Below are 16,619 nucleotides of genomic sequence, written 5' to 3'. Positions count from 1 at the left end.
ATTAGCGTTGTGACAATCCCAATCAAACCCGAACACGAACACGAATGCTCCACCGGAGCCCGCCCCGCCGGCATCACCACCGAGCAGGCCGCCGCCACCTCCGTCCAGCAGATGTTCGACACCATCGCCCCCACCTACGACCACGCCAACCACGTCCTCTCCGTCGGCATCGACCGCTACTGGTGGAACCGCACCGCCAAACTCTTCCGCCCCATCCTCCAGCACCCCGAAGCCGTCATCCTTGACCTCTGCTGCGGCACCGGCGACATGACCATGGCGCTCTACCAGCATCGCCCTCACACCCCCGAAGCCGCCCCCATCCTCGCCGTAGACTTCTCCCACCAGATGCTCTCCCGCGGCGCAGAAAAATTCGCCCCCCACAACATAGTCCCCATCGAAGCCGACGCTCTCCATCTACCCATCGCCGACGCGTCCATCGACCTCGTCACCTCCGCCTTCGGCTTCCGCAATCTAGCCAACTACGAAGAAGGACTCGCCGAACTCCACCGCATCCTCCGCTCCGGTGGCCAGCTCGGAATCCTCGAAGCCAACCAGCCCGAAGGCCTCACCGGCGCACTCTACAATCTCTACTTCAAATCCATACTCCCCCGGCTAGGCGGCCTCATCTCCGGCAAACCCGCCGCCTACAGCTACCTCCCCGCGTCGGTCGAACGCTTCCCCCGCCCCCAACGCATGCTCCAACTCATCAAAGCCGCCGGCTTCACCAATGCCACCTGGACCAGCTACACCTTCGGCACCGCCGGCCTCTACCACGCCACCAAACCCTGACCACCTACCGCTTCGACACAGTCGAAGCCGGCGGAGCCACAGGCACGCGGGTCTATGCATGAACACAATCTTCCAGCCCCACCGCGTCTCTCAAGGAACGCCGACTCAAGCCAGCTCTGCGCTCTAGTCCCTGACTCATCCGTCACGGCGCCTTTATTCACATAAGCAATCCACGCCGTGTCGCCGATGACATGTACATCGGGCTCCCTAACATTCCACTCATACCGTCTCCCCTTCGCATGTTCTGCCTTGACCAAGGTCATAATCGCGTCCCCATCAAATCGCGCCCCCGCGACGAAAACATAAGCGACAGCAAAGTCGCAGCCAAAACTATTCGAACCTTCAGCGACATTGAAACCTCCAGAGCCTTCACCCAATCAAGCGACCATACAACAAGACACGCACCCCTCAATCCACCTCCAGTGATATATTTCCCTCAGTTCCCCACCCCCTAATCGCACGTTCACCCGCCCGATGAGATGGACCCCAATGGCCTCCACTCCGCAGCCGATCCTCGACAGGCCACCGATCTCAGCTGACGCAGCCGTCGGCGCATCCGCCATGCGCAAAGCGACCCGCCGCCTGATCCCTCTCATAGCCCTCGGCTACGGCGCAGCCTACATGGACCGCGTCAACATCAGCTTCGCCTCCCTCCAAATGAACCGCGACCTTCACTTCAGCGCCACAGTCTACGGCTTCGGTGCAGGTCTCTTCTTTCTCAGCTACGCCGCCTGTGAGATCCCCTCGAACCTCCTCCTCTATCGCTTCGGAGCCCGCCGCTGGCTCTCTCGCATCATGGTCACCTGGGGAATTCTTGCCATAGCCATGTTGCTCGTCCGCACTCCATGGCAGTTCTACACCGCACGCTTTTTTCTCGGATTAGCCGAGGCCGGATTCTTCCCCGGCGTCATCTTTTATCTCACGCAATGGTTCCCGCAGGAGCTCCGCGCCCGCGCCATCAGCCGCTTCTACATCTCACTGCCGCTCAGCTCCGTCGTCACAGGCCTCATCGCAGGCCCACTCCTCAACCTCGACGGCCACCTCGGCCTCCGCGGCTGGCAATGGCTCTTCCTCGTCGAAGGCATCCCTCCCATCCTGCTAGGCATCGCCTTCCTCTACCTGCTCCCCGACTGCCCCCAGCAGGCCAAGTGGCTCACCGAAGACGAACGCGCATGGATCATCCACCACGTCCACAACGATCCTTCTCTAAGCGGCCAGCGCAGCCACGATCTTAGCGCCGCCCTCCTCGATCCACGCGTCTGGCAGCTCGGCCTCTTCATGTTGCTGATGCTGGCCTCCTCCTACGCCTACACCTTTGTCGCTCCCGACGTCATCCAGCGAGCAACCCATCTCAGCACATCAAAGGTCGGCTACCTCATCGCAACCCTCAGTCTCCTCGGAGCAGCCGCTATGCTGATCAACGGCATCTACTCCGACCGCATCCAGCGCCGCACGCCACACAGCAACTATCCCCGCTACATGCACATCATCCCCTGGGCCTTCCTTATCTCCGCCGGATTCTTCGCCTGTGGCCTCTCAACAAATCCAATCAATGTCGTCACCGCCATCGGCGCGATCATCATCGCCTACAACGCCATGCAGGGTCCCCTCTGGTCTCTGCCCGGAAGCTTCTTTCAAGGACGATCCGCAGCCGCCGGCATCGCCACCCTCAACATGATCGGCATGATCGGCGGCTTTCTCGGCCCCTACTTCGTCGGCTTCGCCAAAGACCTCACCGGCGACTATCAACGAGGTCTCCTCTTCATGAGCCTCCCCATGCTCCTCGGTGCAGCCATCATGTTCTATCTCCGTGCCGAAACACGCCTCCGAAGCACAGCACTCCGTACGGAAAACCCTGTACCATCGTCCTGATGAGCACTACGGCCCAGCCCGAACAAGCCGCGACCCCTCATAGCGCCAAGCGTTCCGCCGCGCTCTTCTCCGTCCTCGCCGCCTTCGCCGTCACCCTCCTCAAACTCCTCACCGGCCTCCTTACCGGCTCTCTCGGCATGCTCTCCGAGGCCGCCCACTCCGGCATCGACCTCATCGCCGCCGCCATCACCCTCTTCTCCGTTCAGGTCTCCGACCGCCCCGCCGACGCCGACCACACCTACGGCCACGGCAAGATCGAAAGCCTCTCCGCTGCCATCGAATCCGTCCTCATGCTCGGCTCCTGCGTTTGGATCCTCACCGAAGCCATCCGCCGCATCGCCCACCGCCAGCATCTCGCACTCAACTTTTCCCTCTGGCCCTTCCTCGTCCTCCTGCTCTCCATCACCGTCGACTACACCCGCTCCCGCAAGCTCCACCGCATCGCCGCCGAAACCAGGAGCGAAGCCCTCGAAGCCGACGCCATCCACTTCCGCACCGACATCTGGTCTTCCATCGCCGTCCTCCTCGGCCTCGCCGCCAGCTACATAGGCGAGCGCTTCCAAATTCCCCAACTCGAACTAGCCGACCCCATCGCCGCCATCATCGTCTCCGGCATCATCCTGCACGTCACCTGGAACCTCGCCCGCCGCACCATCGACGCCCTCACCGACGCCACCCCCATCGAAACCCGCTCGCAGACCCGCGACATCGCCCGCGACATCGCCGCCATCGACGGCGTCCTCTCCGTCGACCGCATCCGCACCCGCCGCGCCGGCCCCAACTACTTCGCCGACCTCACCCTCGGCCTCCCACGCAACCTCACCTTCCAGCGCTCCGAGCAGATCACCATGGCCGCCACCGCCGCCGTCCGCCGCCATCTCCCCGGAGCCGACGTCGTCGTCCACTCCATCCCCACCGCCTCCATCGCCGAAAGCCTCCACGACCGCATCCGCGCAGTAGCCGCCCGCTCAAATCTGGCAATCCACGACGTAGCCGTGCAGGAGTACAACCACGAGCTCCACGTCGAGCAGCACCTCGAAGTCTACGAGAACATGTCCCTCAGCGCCGCACACGCCCTCGTCACCCAACTCGAGTCCGACATCCGCCGCGAGATCCCCGAGATCTCCACCATCCTCACTCACATCGAAAGCGAACCCGCCACCATCGAGCGTCCCGCCTCCCTCGAGCGCGATCGCCAGCTCGAAGTCCGTCTCCGCCGCGCCGCTCAAGCCTTCCCCGAGATCCTCGACATTCACGAGGTCTTCGTCACCCGCGCCCACAACAACGGAGCCGATCGCATCCAGGTCAACTGCCACTGCACCCTCCCCGACGACCTCCCCATGTCGAAGGTCCACGAGATCATCACCGCCCTCGAAAACGCCTTCAAACTCGACTGCCCCGAAGTCTCCCGCCTCCTCATCCACCCCGAGCCCGCCACCGACAACCGCCGCTGATCCGACTCTTCGATCTTCTTCCGATCAGGTCAACCGAGTGAGTGACGTTATCGCACTTTCGTTTCAACTCTCTACCCATTTAAGCGCGAGATAATGACCCATGCCCTCGTCCTTCCCCCTCTGGATTAGAAGATCGCCCGCACCTCGCATCCGAAGGCTGGCCCGATGACGGGTGCCGGAGTGCAGGCCGTACAAGCGGTCTTCCTTCTTCTTCTATTCTTCGTGGCGGTCTTTGCCGGGTTGGCCCGACGACTCAAAGTACCGTATCCGATCCTGCTCGTAATTGCCGGCCTTCTCTTGAGTTTTCTGCCAGGCATGCCGCGCATCGGCCTCGATCCCGACTTGGTCTTTCTGGTCTTCCTTCCTCCTCTGCTTTACTCCGCCGCGTGGACCCTGTCATGGAGAGAGTTTCAGCGCAACTTTGTCAGCATAGCCATGCTTGCCGTCGGCCTGGTGCTGTTCACCATCCTAGGGCTCGCGATGGTCGCGGGGTCTCTCCTTCCTGGATTCGACTGGAAGTCCGCCGTGCTACTTGGTGCGGTAGTCGCAGCCACTGACGCCATCGCAGCCACATCGATCGCGCGAAGAGTGGGCCTTCCACAACGAATCGTCGACATACTGGAAGCCGAAAGCCTCGTCAACGATGGCACCGGCCTCCTCGCTCTGCAATTCGGCCTCACTCTGCTGGTCACAGGCCGAACGCCATCACTCATCGAAGGACTCGGTCAACTCGTCTTCCTGACCTGCGGTGGAGTAGCCGTGGGGCTGGCCATCGGAGCTGTCGTCGCGTGGTTTGAAAAATGGGTGGACGATGGGCCAATCGAGATCGTAATCAGCATCCTGGTGCCCTACGGGGCTTACCTCTTAGGCGCCCGCATGCATGTCTCCGGTGTAATGGCAGTCATCGCCTGCAGTATGTACATGAGCCGCAAAAGTCCCGAGTACATGTCGCCCCAGGTCCGCCTGCAGGCGACCGCTGTCTGGGATGCACTGACCTTCATCCTCAACGGCATCGTCTTCGTTCTAATCGGACTCCAGCTTCCCTATGTCATCGGGCAGATCGTCGGCATGAGCCGCCCGGTTCTCCTTGAATACGGAATCGGCTTCTCCGCGCTGATGATCTGTCTGCGCATGGCGTGGGTCTTCGCAGAAACCTACGTCGCCTACGCGCTCCGGCGATGGGTCCGGAAGTTGGACGTACAGCCACCCCGGCCGCGACAGATGTTTGTCATTGGGTGGGGTGGCATGCGCGGTGTGCTATCGCTCGCAGCGGCCATCTCGCTCCCGTACGCTCTTCCAGGCGGCAGAACCTTCTCGCAGCGCAGCATGATCATCTATCTGGCGTTCTGCCTGATCGTAGCAACGCTGGTCGTGCAGGGCCTGACGCTGCCCTGGCTGATTCGAATCATGGGCCTCTCCGAGTCGGGACACGCAGACCGCGAGGAACAAGAGGCGCGACGTGTCCTGGCTACCGAGGCCATCATCCATCTGCACCGCACCCGCTCGAAAAATCGCGACCAGTCTTCAGTCTTCCAGGAGTTGATTGACGGTTACCAGAAGCGACTGGATGCGATGCCGTTGGAACGCGATCGGACCACGACGGGACTTATCAACCAGGCTCGACGAAACGATGCAATTCTGACCGCACTGCAGGCCGAACGCGAAGCGCTGATCAGACTGCGAGATGAGGAGCAGATCGACGATGAAGTCCTGCGTACCTTGCAGAGAGAGCTCGATTTGGCGGAAAGCCGTGTGCACACCGGATCAACCATCCGCTGATTCCGGCAGCAGCCGATCTTTGAACCTAGAGCAAAGTAGCGGTTGGCGTAGAGTCTGCCGTGCCCTTTTGTTGTCATTCCCGAAGGGAATCTGCTGTTGCCTTCCGCACCAACAGCAAATCCGCTTAGTCGTCTGAGCCATCCGTGACAATCCGTTGACAAAGGTTCGCTACAATGAAAGCCGTGCGACGCCTCATCGCCATCACGTTACTTCTCCTCTTCAGCTCACCGCTGATCTCGCCTCTGTTGGCTCTCACCGCCAGCACTGCTGCGAATCTTCCGGCCTGTTGCAGACGGAACGGCGCGCATCACTGCACGATGAACACGCAGCAAACAGAGTCCTCCAGCTCGAGCATCAACGTCTCGACGATCCCGCAAAAGTGCCCCGCATACCCAGCGGCCGTCACTCCGATCCAGCACGGAGATCTCTCGTCCCACACTGCCTCCCTCATCTTTGCAGAGATCGTAAGCCACCCCTCCGTCACCACCCAGACCGAAGCCCGCGCCCGCGTAGCTTTCGATCGCTCCCGCCAAAAGCGCGGCCCTCCCTCCTACTCCCTCTAAGCGACCCGACCAGCAGCCGACACACCTCCCGCAACAAAACGGGAGCCATCGCCCTGCCGTCCCGTTCCGCAGCTCCAACTCCGTCAGCCTCTCTGACGAGGGAAGTCCGAAGCCCCATGCGCAAGCTCGCTCTACTCTGTCTTTTCTCATCTCTCGCCGCCATCACCGCTCGAGCCACCATCTTCAGCCAGCTCCACGGAGTCGTCCACGACCCGCAACACCGCCCCATCGCCAACGCATACATCGAACTCCACGCAGCAAACTCAGCCTTCACCAAATCCACCACCACCGCGCAGGACGGCTCCTTCACCATTCCATCCCTCCCCCTCGGCGACTACACCATCACCATCTCGCAACCAGGCTTCGATACAGCAAAACAATCCCTTACGTTAGCCTCCGACACCGCACCCATCCTCCACATCGAGCTCCACCTCGGCACCGTCGAGCAAACCACCTCAGTCACCACCGACGCCAACACCGCCAACATCAACACCGTCACCCCCACCACCCTCATCAGCCGCGACGACATCACCCAAACCCCCGGCGCCGACCGCACCAACTCCCTCGCCATGATCACCGACTATGTCCCCGGCGCCTACATCACCCACGACATGCTCCACATGCGCGGCGGCCACCAGGTCTCGTGGCTCCTCGACGGCGTCCAGATCCCCAACACCAACATCGCCAGCAACCTCGGCGCGCAGATCGACCCCAAAGACATCGACTACATCGAAATTCAACGCGGCAGTTACACCTCCGACGTAGGCGACCGCACCTACGGCGTCTTCAACGTAGTCCCCCGCACCGGCTTCGAGCGCAACCGACAGGCCGAACTCATCCTCAGCGCCGGCAGCTTCCTCCAAACCAACGACCAGCTCAACTTCGGCGACCACACCGAAAAGTTCGCCTACTACGCCAGCCTCACCGGCAACCGCAGCGACTACGGCCTCTCCCCACCCACCGGAGTTGTCATCCACGACGCCACCAACGGCTACGGCGGCTTCGCCTCTCTCCTCTACAACGCCACTCCAAAAGACCAGCTCCGCCTCATCACCCAACTCCGCGCCGACTACTTCCAGATCCCCTACGACCCCGACCCCAACAGCCCCGGCAACCAGCAGTTTCAATCCAGCGGCCTCCGCGACGGCCAACACGAACTCGACGGCACCCTAGCCTTCTCCTGGCTTCACACCTTCAACCCCGCGACGGTCCTGCAAGTCTCACCCTTCTTCCACTACAACCGCGCCGACTACGAATCCCACCCCAACGACATTCCCGTAGCCACCACCTCCGACCGCAGCTCCACCTACGCCGGAGCACAAGCCAACATCACCACCGAGATCGCCCGCAACACCATCCAGGCAGGCTTCTACTCCTTCGGCCAGCACGACAGCTACCTCTTCGGCGCCATCTTCAACGACGGCACCAACACGCCCGCCTTCTCCACACCAGACTCAGCCTCCGGCGGCGTCATCGAGGAGTACATCTCCGACAACTACAAACCCACCTCCTGGCTCACCCTCATCGCCGGCCTGCGCCAAACCCACTTTCAAGCCGAGTTCACCGAGAACTACACCGCCCCACGCTTCGGCGTAGCTCTCCGCATTCCCAAACTCAACTGGGTCTTCCGCGGCTTCTACGGCCGCTTCTACCAACCCCCGCCTCTGCTCACCTTCGGCTGCACTGCTGCCTCCATCGCTGACGGAACCTGCAACCTGCAAAACTTCGCCCTCAGCTCCGGCACCAGCTTCGCCCCACTCCATGGCGAGCGCGACGAAGAGCATCAGTTTGGCGTCCAAATCCCCTACCGTGGCTGGCTCCTCGACGCCGACACCTTCAAAACCCGCATCAACAACTTCCTCGACCACTCCAACATCGGCGACTCCAGCATCTACTTCCCGGTCACCGTCGACGGCGCTCTAGTCCGCGCCTGGGAGCTCACCCTCCGCAGCCCGCGTCTCTGGAACTTCGGACAGGCCCACCTCGCCTACTCCAACCAGATCGCCGAGCAGCGCGGTGCCATCACTGGCGGCCTCATCTGCTCTCCTCCCACCTCAGCCGAGTGCGATGCCGCCCCCGGCTACCACCCCGTCGACCACGACCAGCGCAACACCCTAAACGTAGGCTTCAACGCCACCCTCCCCTGGCGCACCACCGCCTCCACCAACGTCTACTACGGCTCTGGCTTCACCAACGGCGGCTTCGACCCCACCGGCCCGCCAGCCGACCCACGCTATCCCAACCCCTACCTGCCACAGCACACCACCTTCGACCTTTCTATCGGCAAAACCTTCACCGAAAAACTAACCGCCTCCATCACCGCCACCAACGTAGCCAACCGCCGCGTGCTGCTTGACAACAGCCTCACCTTCGGCGGCTTCCACTTCAACGACCCCCGCGAGATCTTCGCCGAACTACGCTACCGCTTCAAATACTGAGAGAAAGGCCCGCTACGCGCGGGGCGGTCACTTCGTGACGCGTATACCGGTCGTGGCACCGTCATCAACCAAGGTCCTCCCGCTGGTCGGCCCGAGCATCGCGAGGACCCAAGCCGCTCATCCTACCAAGACAAGGTACACAAGTCACGAAGTGACCGCCTCCCGCGCAGGGAGCCCGTCCGGCAGGACAAAGATATACTCTGAAAACGCATGAAGCTCCGAATCCCCAGAAAAGTCACCCGAAGCATCAATCGCTTCTTCAACATCGTTCTGGGCGCCCTCGCGATGCTCACTGTCGCGCTCGTCTCCGCCTTTATCACCATGCGCCTCGCCATCCACGGCCACGAGGTCAAGGTCCCCGACCTCACCAGGCTCACCCTCTCCGAAGCCAGCAAGCAGACCAGCTCCCTGGGCCTCGTCCTCAGCCTCGAAAACCGCTTTTACTCTCCCAACACCCCACCCGGCCGTGTCCTCGCACAATCCCCCGCCCCGGGGCTCACCGTCCGCCGCGAGTGGCCCGTCCGCGTCACCGAAAGTCTCGGCGCGCAACAAGTCGCCATCCCTGACCTCCTCGGCCAGACCGAGCGCACCGCCACCATCAACATCCGCCGTCTCGGCCTCGAACTCGGTGCCGTCTCCCACATCGCCGCCCCCGGCGAACCCGGCGTCATCATCGCCCAAACCCCCACCCCCAACGCCATCGGTGTGGACCGTCCCCGCGTCAGCCTCCTCCTCAGCGACCCCGAATCCACCAACTCCGCCGAAGCCTTCGTCATGCCCTCCCTCGCCGGCCTCACCCTCACCGCTGCCGCCGCAAGAGCCGCATCCGCCGGCCTCCACATCGCCAGCGCCGAAGACCTCAACCTCAACTCCACCTCAGACTCCGCCCCACTCACATCTCAATCCCCACCCAGCGCCACCACACCGTCTTTCACCGAACCCATCGCCCACACCGTCTCATCCATCGGCACCGTCATCGCGCAAACCCCACCCGCCGGCCACCGCGTCGTCAAAGGCGACCCAGTCCACATCACCCTCACCGATTAATTGTCTGTTCCCTATTCTTGAAATCCCAACCAGCCCCAAGCCATCGGGTGCCCCATCCATCGCAGTCTCATCGCGATGGATGGGAATGTATTCCTCTTCCCAGCAATCCTTTGTGTTGTCGTTGTTGTCGTTGTTGTCGTTGTTGTCGTTGTTGTCGTTGTTGTTGTTGTTGTCGTCGTTGTTGTCTTTGTTGTTGTCTTTGTTGTTGTTGTCGTTGCCGCGGCTGGTTTCTCCCACCCCACACAAAAACCATGTCATCCTGAGCGAAGTGGCTCACGGCATTTTGTGAGCCACGCAGTCGAAGGATCCCTGTATTTGCTTTTGGTTATTCCCCAGCTATGTCCGACGTTGCCTGTACTCCTTAGGCTGAAGCGATTCCCGGGGTGCCCCATCCTTTCGCGGTCTCATCGCAATAGGGCACTGGCGCCGCAGTGCGAACCGTCTTCTTAAGCCCGCTCCAACATCACCGCATAAAACCCATCGTCCCCATGCACTCCAGGCAGCGTCCGAAGCGCCCCATCTCTCACCGCTGAACTCAACTCCTCTGGGTGCCGGGTGCCCATATCTCGATTTTGAGATGTGGGCCTTCGCGCACCGCGCAAACCGCCTTACCTATTCAACCGCCTACTTCCGCTCCAACATCACCGCATAAAACCCATCGCCCCCGTGCACACCAGGCAGCGTTCGAAGCGCCCCATCCCGCACCGCCGAACCCATCTCCCCACTCAAAACCCCACGCTCCGCAAGCTCCGCCATCACCCCATCCACCGGCACCCTCACCACCCCACCCGCCCCAACAACCGCATCCACCACACCCTCACACTCCTCCGCCTCCAGCGAGCAAGTCGAATAGACCAGCCGCCCACCCCGAGCCAGCCGCTTCAACGCCCCCTTCAAAATCGTCCTCTGCCTCTCCGCTTGCCGCACAAACTCCTCCACCTTCAGCCGATGCCGAATCTCCGGATTCCCCGCCATCGTTCCCGTCCCCGAGCAGGGCACATCGCACAAAATCAGATCAAACTCCCCCGCAACACTCTTAGCATCCGACGCATCGGCCACGGAAAACCTAACTCGCTCCGCATACGCATACCGCCGCAGCCTCGCCTGCGCCTGAGCCAGTCGCTTCACACTCACATCACTCGCCACAATCTCCGCACCACCCAACCGCTTCGCCAAAATCAAAGTCTTCCCCCCAGGGGCAGCGCAGCAATCCCAAACTCTCTTCGCCTCAGGCATAGCTGCCGCAGCAATCTCCCCCACCAGCCGCGACCCATCATCCATCACCGGCCAATCCCCACCGCGCTCCACAAACATCCCACCCTCCGCCGGCTCCTGCTGATCCGCCTCACAGATCTTCAACGCCGCCTCGCGCCCATAAGCCGCCACCCATCGCTCCACCAGCCATCGCGGATGCCCCAGCCTCTCCGCAAACGCCGCTACCGATTCATGCATCCGCACTCCCGGCTTCTGCGTCCCCGCCAGCTTCCGAAGCACCGCATTCACCATCCCCGTCGCATGTGGCTCCCCCGCTGCCCTGCACAACTCCACGCTCTCACTCAACGCCGCATGCGCCGGAATCCTCTCCAGATGCAGCAACTGAAACGCCCCCATCCGCAGCGCAATCGCCACCGGCTCCGCCAGCCTCTGCTCCGGCCTCTGCAGCAACCCCCTCACCCGCGCATCCAGCGCAATCTGCCATCGCAGCACCCCCATCACCAGCGCAGTCGTCAGGTTCCGATCCTCCGGCGACAAGCCATCCACCCGCGGCGAATGCAGCAACTCGTCGCTATGACCCTTGTTCTCCCCCACCAGCTTCAAAATCTCAAACGCAGCCAGCCGAGCCGGCGTTATCTTCGCAACCGCAGCCTCCACCGAAGCCGTAGGCCCAGCCGACACAGGCCTCTTCCGCGCCACCACCGCCTTACCCGAAACCGCCTTCACCGCACCAGGCTTTCCCGCACCAGCACCCCGCTTCCGTTTTCCTCCTCCAGACGTCGACTCGTCCTTCATAGCCCCAACCGTTCGCCGCTCTTCACCTGATACCCACGCAAAAACTCAGCAGCACTCATCCGCTTCTTCCCCTCCATCTGCAGCTCAAGCAACTCCGCCACCGTCCCACTACCGCAACCAACCAGCATCTGTTCTCCGTCCACCAGCAACTCCCCCGCAGCAACCGAGCGCCCACTACAAATCCCCATCTTCGACACGATCAGCTTCTTCCCCCGCAGCGTCGTATGTGCGCCCGGCCACGGCTGAAACCCTCTCCACCTGTCATAAATCTGTTTCGCCGACCGGGAAAAATCCACCAGCCCATCTTCCCGCTTCAGAATCGGAGCCAGCGTAGCCAGCGAGTGGTTCTGCTCCTCCGGACAGATTGTCCCCGCCTCCAGCCGCCTCAGTGTCTCCACCATCAGCTCCGCGCCCAGCGGAGCCAGACACCCATACACATCCACCGCCGTCTCCTCCAACCCCACCGGGCACACCGCCGCCAGCAGCATATCGCCCGTATCAAGACCCGCATCCAGCCGCATCGTCGTCACACCCGTCACCACCTCGCCGCAAGCCACCGCCCACTGAATCGGAGCAGCCCCGCGATACTTCGGCAGCAGCGACCCATGCAGATTGATATTCCCAAACCGCGGCAGTTCCAGCATCCACTGCGGAATGATCCGCCCATACGCAACAACAAGAATCGCATCCGGCGCAATCTCCTCCAAACGCGCGCGCAACTCCAGATTGTTCTTGATCTTCTCCGGCTGCACCACAGGCAAACCGTGTGTCACGGCCGCTTGCTTCACCGGAGGAACATGCACCTCCAGCCCGCGCCCCGCCGCACGATCCGGCTGCGTCACCACCAGCGCAACCTCATGCCCTGCTGCAATCACGGCTTGAAGCGTAGGTACTGCAAACTCCGGCGTGCCACAAAAAACTAATTTCATTTTGATAATCCTCTGTCCTGCCGGACGGGCCTCCTGCGCGGAGGGCGGTCACTTCGTGACGCGTATACCGGTCAAGGCACCATCATCCGCGTAGATCCTCCCGCTGGTCGGCCCGAGCATCGCGAGGACCCAAGCCGCTCATCCCACCAAGACAAGGTATACCCCCCACGAAGTGGGCGCGCCGCGCGTAGCGGGCCCGTCCGGCAGGACACCATCACCATTCTCCGTTTTTGATGAGCTTCTTTATCTTCCGAATCACCAGATCCCGCTTCAAACGACTCAACCGATCAATAAACAGCACCCCCTCCAGATGATCGATCTCATGCTGCATCGCTCGCGCCAGCAACTCCGTCCCCTCAATCTCAAACCACTTCCCCGTCACATCCTGCGCCTTCACCTTCACCCACTCCGCGCGCGAAACCTTCTCACGAATCTCCGGCAAACTCAGGCACCCCTCCTCCTCCACCTGCTTGCCCTCGCGCTCCACAATCTCCGGATTGATCAGCACAATCTTCTCCTCCGGATTCTTCCTGAAGCTCACATCGATCACCGTAATCCGCTGCGAGATCGCAATCTGCGGCGCGGCCAGCCCAATCCCCTGCGCCGCATACATACTCTCGAACATCTCGTCGACCAGCTTCTTCAGCTTCGCGTCGAACACCGTCACCGTCGCACCCGGCTTCGCCAGCACCGGATCCGGCCACTTCACTACCTCATGAATCTTCGTCTTCTTCTCGCTCACTTTTCCAGTCACTCAATACGCTCGAATCTGCTCACAATAGCCATTGAAATTTCGCTGCATCTCACGCAGCGAGTCCCCACCAAACTTCTCCACCACCAGTCGCGCCACCGTCAGCGCAACCATCGCCTCCGCCGCAACACCAGCCGCAGGCACAACACAAACATCGCTCCGCTCATACGCAGCCTTCACCGGCTCACGCGTCTCAAAACTCACCGAACCCAGCGGCCGCCGCAACGTCGAAATCGGCTTCAAATACCCCCGCACCACCACATCCTCGCCATTCGAGATCCCGCCCTCAATCCCCCCAGCATTATTCTGCTCCCGCGAAAACTTCGTAAACCCGCGCCCCTCCTCAGGAGCACCCTCATACCCAATCGCATCATGCACCGCCGACCCCACCGACTCCGCCGCCGTCACCCCACGCCCCAGCTCCACCGCCTTCACCGCCTGCAGACTCATCACCGCCTGAGCCAACAACCCATCCATCCGCTCATCCCAATTGGCATGCGTCCCCACACCAGGAGGCAAACCATGCACCACCACCTCAAACACCCCACCCACCGTATCGCCCGTCCGCAACACCGCATCCACCTCAGCCTTCATTGCAGCCTCAGCCTCAGAATCCACGCAGTTCAACAAAACCTCATCCTTCAACTGCAACGCCGCAATCTCCTCCCAGGTCGCCGCCCTTCCAAGCTCCGCCTTCCCCACGCGAATCACATGGCTCGCCACCTCGACGCCCACGGCCCTAAGCAAAAGCTTCGCCACCGCACCCGCCGCCACCCGGGCCGCGCTCTCCCGAGCACTCGCCCGCTCCAGCACATACCGCGCATCCGGAAAGTCGTACTTCAAACTCCCCGCCAGATCCGCATGCCCCGGCCGCGGCGAAGCGACAGCCTTATGCTTTGTGGCGTCCCCAACTTCTACAGGCAGTATGTCGACCCAGTTCTTCCAATCGTTATTCGCCAGCACCATCGCAATCGGCGACCCGATCGTCTTCCCATGCCTCACCCCGCTCAGAATATGCGCCGTATCCTTTTCAATCCGCATCCTTCCACCACGGCCATAACCCTTCTGCCTCCGCCACAGCTCGCGATCGACAAACTCCTGATCCACGGTCACACCCGCGGGCATCCCACTCACCGTCGCCACCAGGCTCTCCCCGTGGCTCTCTCCCGCCGTAGAAAATCGCAACATCTGTATCAATCCCTCAGGAAACAAACACCCAAACCTAAATTGTAACAACCCATTCCACCCACTCCGCGATTGCATTCGTAACCTCACGCGCTACACCGGCTACCCCTGCCACGAGCAGCTCCTTCCATCTGATATCCCATCTCACGAACAATCGGTCCCGCAAACACAACTCGCCCCTCTCCTCCGGAATCGAAATAAAGTGATCCAGGAGAAACACATGTCCCTAAGCAAGTCGTTCGCCCTCTCTGCTCTCGCCGTTGCGCTGGTGAGCAGCGTTTCCGTAGCACCCGCCCAGGTCTCCATCAGCATCGGAGCCGCTCCGATATGCCCTTACGGATACTTTGACTACGCTCCATACCCCTGTGCTCCGTACGGCTACTACGGACCCGACTGGTTCACCGGAGGAGTCTTCATCGGCGCCGGCCCCTGGTATCACGGTCACGGCAACTTCTACGGCCACGTCGACAACCGCTACGATCCTCATCACGGATATGCAGGTCCAATGCCGGAGCGCGGCGCCCAGCCCTTCAACCACTTCCAGGCGAACGAAGCCCGCGACCCACAAGGCCACGTCGGCAACGCCGGCCACGAACCTACCAACGAACATAGCGCCGGATATCAGGGCGGCGGTCACCCCGGCGGCGGTAGCAGCCACGGCGGCGGAGATCACGGCGGCGGCGGCCATCACTAAGCCCCAGCCAACCAGGCAATCGTGGCCCGCTTCCACAAGCGGGCCACTTCTTTTTCGCGACGCAACACTCCCAAATCGCGCAGCTCCCTGCTCCAAATTCGGCCGGACAAGGAAGCCGTCTGAACTCAGCTCGCCACAGTCAAAACTTCCATACCACCTGCTATAACAAACCAATGCGTAAGGGTTATGCTCCCAGCGCCGCGCACATCAGATGGCTCCTCGACTCTGACCCGGCCATCCGTTGGCAAGTCATGCGGGACCTCACCGGCGAAGCTCCCAACGCTGTCGCAGCCGAACGGTCGCGCGTCGCAACTGAAGGCTGGGGAGCCCAGCTTCTCGCACGCCAATCTCCCACCGGCGACTGGGGCGGCGGGACAAAGTGGGATCTCATCACTCTCTGGAGTCTCGTCGTCCTCAAGGACCTCGGTCTCGACCCCGCCAGCAAGCAAGCCCGCAAAATGATCGATCGCGTCGACAAGGGGCTCGTGTTCAAGCCGCTCAACAATCGGCCCTTCCTTCACGGCGAAACCGAGCCGTGCATCAACGGCAGAATCCTCGGCATCAACGCCTATTTCAAAGAACCGAACGACGCACTCGCCAATCAACTCCTGCGCGAGCAGCTCGAAGACGGCGGCTGGAACTGCGAAGCGCCTAAAAGCCAGCGCTCTTCGTTCCACACCACCATCTGCGTGCTCGAAGGTCTGCTGGAACACGAACGAGCAGGAAACAAATCAGCGGCCATCACCAGGGCCCGCAAGCGTGCAGAAAACTATCTGCTCGAGCGCCACATGTTCCGCTCACTTCGAACTGGCAAAGTCATCAACAAACGCTGGCTGCGCTTCTCGTTCCCGACGTTCTGGCACTACGACGTCTTGCGCGGACTCGATTATCTGCGAGATGCGGGAATCAAACCAGACGGCCGCGTCAGCGAAGCCATCGAAGTCGTGACGGAGCGCCGCCACCAGAATGGACGCTGGCCCCTCAACCTCCTTCATCCCGAACATATTCCATTGGAGATGGAGATCAGCATCGCCAGGGCAAGCCGCTGGAACACCCTGCGCGCTCTCCGGGTTCTACGCTGGTACGACAACGCAACTCAGTCGTGACT

At 61.6% G+C, this 16,619-nt stretch carries 15 protein-coding genes; 9 read left to right on the top strand and 6 right to left on the bottom strand.

Annotated features, from left to right (window positions below):
• Nucleotides 1-9: 9 nt before the first annotated feature.
• Nucleotides 10-789 carry a bifunctional demethylmenaquinone methyltransferase/2-methoxy-6-polyprenyl-1,4-benzoquinol methylase UbiE gene (ubiE, locus tag HDF12_RS07755; RefSeq protein ID WP_373563866.1) on the top strand — a complete coding sequence of 260 codons (780 nt, stop codon included), beginning with the start codon at nucleotides 10-12 and terminating at the stop codon, nucleotides 787-789.
• Here ubiE and HDF12_RS07750 read toward each other — a convergent pair.
• Nucleotides 768-1,052, bottom strand: a complete 285-nt coding sequence (locus HDF12_RS07750; RefSeq protein ID WP_179581956.1) for a hypothetical protein — start codon at nucleotides 1,050-1,052, stop codon at nucleotides 768-770. The two genes, ubiE and HDF12_RS07750, sit on opposite strands and share 22 nt — an antisense overlap.
• Before the next feature lie 226 nt (nucleotides 1,053-1,278).
• On the opposite strand from HDF12_RS07750, the gene HDF12_RS07745 reads away from it, so the two are divergent.
• The 6 genes from HDF12_RS07745 to HDF12_RS07720 all read left to right on the top strand — a co-directional run bounded on the left by HDF12_RS07745 (nucleotide 1,279) and on the right by HDF12_RS07720 (nucleotide 9,942).
• The gene (locus tag HDF12_RS07745) at nucleotides 1,279-2,661 is read left to right on the top strand and encodes an MFS transporter (protein ID WP_179581955.1); all 1,383 of its coding nucleotides are present in this window, start codon (nucleotides 1,279-1,281) and stop codon (nucleotides 2,659-2,661) included.
• Nucleotides 2,661-4,115 (top strand): cation diffusion facilitator family transporter, encoded by a 1,455-nt coding sequence (locus HDF12_RS07740; protein ID WP_179581954.1) that lies wholly within the window; start codon nucleotides 2,661-2,663, stop codon nucleotides 4,113-4,115. Before HDF12_RS07745 ends, HDF12_RS07740 begins: the two co-directional genes overlap by 1 nt.
• A gap of 165 nt (nucleotides 4,116-4,280) precedes the next feature.
• A complete protein-coding gene (locus HDF12_RS07735; protein ID WP_179581953.1) occupies nucleotides 4,281-5,894 on the top strand; it encodes a Na+/H+ antiporter in 1,614 nt (537 codons plus the stop codon).
• A gap of 173 nt (nucleotides 5,895-6,067) precedes the next feature.
• Nucleotides 6,068-6,457, top strand: a complete 390-nt coding sequence (locus HDF12_RS07730) for a hypothetical protein (RefSeq protein WP_179581952.1) — start codon at nucleotides 6,068-6,070, stop codon at nucleotides 6,455-6,457.
• 116 nt (nucleotides 6,458-6,573) lie between these two features.
• Nucleotides 6,574-8,895, top strand: coding sequence for a TonB-dependent receptor (locus HDF12_RS07725; protein WP_179581951.1), 2,322 nt, complete (start codon nucleotides 6,574-6,576; stop codon nucleotides 8,893-8,895).
• 210 nt (nucleotides 8,896-9,105) lie between these two features.
• Nucleotides 9,106-9,942 (top strand): PASTA domain-containing protein, encoded by an 837-nt coding sequence (locus tag HDF12_RS07720; RefSeq protein ID WP_179581950.1) that lies wholly within the window; start codon nucleotides 9,106-9,108, stop codon nucleotides 9,940-9,942.
• Here the strand turns inward: HDF12_RS07720 and HDF12_RS07715 are convergent.
• From HDF12_RS07715 to aroC, 5 genes are all read right to left on the bottom strand, one after another.
• A complete protein-coding gene (locus tag HDF12_RS07715; RefSeq protein WP_179581949.1) occupies nucleotides 9,853-10,200 on the bottom strand; it encodes a hypothetical protein in 348 nt (115 codons plus the stop codon). The genes HDF12_RS07720 and HDF12_RS07715 overlap by 90 nt on opposite strands.
• A gap of 366 nt (nucleotides 10,201-10,566) precedes the next feature.
• Nucleotides 10,567-11,952, bottom strand: a complete 1,386-nt coding sequence (locus HDF12_RS07710) for a transcription antitermination factor NusB (RefSeq protein WP_179581948.1) — start codon at nucleotides 11,950-11,952, stop codon at nucleotides 10,567-10,569.
• A complete protein-coding gene (fmt, locus tag HDF12_RS07705; RefSeq protein ID WP_179581947.1) occupies nucleotides 11,949-12,881 on the bottom strand; it encodes a methionyl-tRNA formyltransferase in 933 nt (310 codons plus the stop codon). The genes HDF12_RS07710 and fmt overlap by 4 nt, the downstream gene beginning before the upstream one ends.
• Before the next feature lie 214 nt (nucleotides 12,882-13,095).
• Nucleotides 13,096-13,635 (bottom strand): peptide deformylase, encoded by a 540-nt coding sequence (gene def / locus HDF12_RS07700; RefSeq protein WP_373563865.1) that lies wholly within the window; start codon nucleotides 13,633-13,635, stop codon nucleotides 13,096-13,098.
• Nucleotides 13,636-14,820 carry a chorismate synthase gene (gene aroC / locus HDF12_RS07695; protein ID WP_179581946.1) on the bottom strand — a complete coding sequence of 395 codons (1,185 nt, stop codon included), beginning with the start codon at nucleotides 14,818-14,820 and terminating at the stop codon, nucleotides 13,636-13,638.
• Between the two features lie 217 nt (nucleotides 14,821-15,037).
• Here aroC and HDF12_RS07690 point away from each other — a divergent pair, with 217 nt between their 5' ends.
• Both HDF12_RS07690 and HDF12_RS07685 read left to right on the top strand, forming a co-directional pair.
• Nucleotides 15,038-15,511 (top strand): hypothetical protein, encoded by a 474-nt coding sequence (locus HDF12_RS07690; RefSeq protein WP_179581945.1) that lies wholly within the window; start codon nucleotides 15,038-15,040, stop codon nucleotides 15,509-15,511.
• A 173-nt stretch (nucleotides 15,512-15,684) separates the two neighbouring features.
• A complete protein-coding gene (locus HDF12_RS07685; protein ID WP_179581944.1) occupies nucleotides 15,685-16,617 on the top strand; it encodes a hypothetical protein in 933 nt (310 codons plus the stop codon).
• Nucleotides 16,618-16,619: the final 2 nt, after the last annotated feature.

Source organism: Tunturiibacter gelidiferens, from assembly GCF_013410115.1.
Taxonomy (GTDB): Bacteria; Acidobacteriota; Terriglobia; order Terriglobales; family Acidobacteriaceae; genus Edaphobacter; species Edaphobacter gelidiferens.
This window is presented reverse-complemented; position numbering and strand designations above follow the sequence as displayed.